This is a genomic window from Pseudomonas sp. PME37.24/025 (assembly GCF_055556615.1).
On sequence record NZ_JBVHNK010000285.1, the window covers coordinates 1 to 263 of the forward strand.

The 263-nt window shown below is 73.4% G+C and carries 1 protein-coding gene; it reads right to left on the reverse strand.

Features of this window, described 5'->3' with window-relative positions; genetic code table 11:
- Positions 1 to 263: hypothetical protein (locus tag ACZ3HH_RS30400; RefSeq protein ID WP_465810338.1), on the reverse strand; the 263-nt coding region annotated here is incomplete at both ends.

Below are 263 nucleotides of genomic sequence, written 5' to 3' on the forward strand. Positions count from 1 at the left end.
GACCGGGTCGGGTGGGATGACGCCGGGCGGCAGATCCGTCACGGCGGGCAGGAACAGCTCGATCAACCGCTCGCGCAGGTTCGCGACGATCACACCGATCATCACGACGAGGAACAGCCCGCCGCGCAGCAGTGGCGTGAGGGGGTGCAGGCGCTGCCACTCGCCGTCGCTCAGCGGCGATCGCACGAGCGCCCGGGGAGGCGCCCCGTCGTGGGCGGACGAAGCATCGCCCGGCGGCGCAGCACCGAGCGCACCGTCCCCAG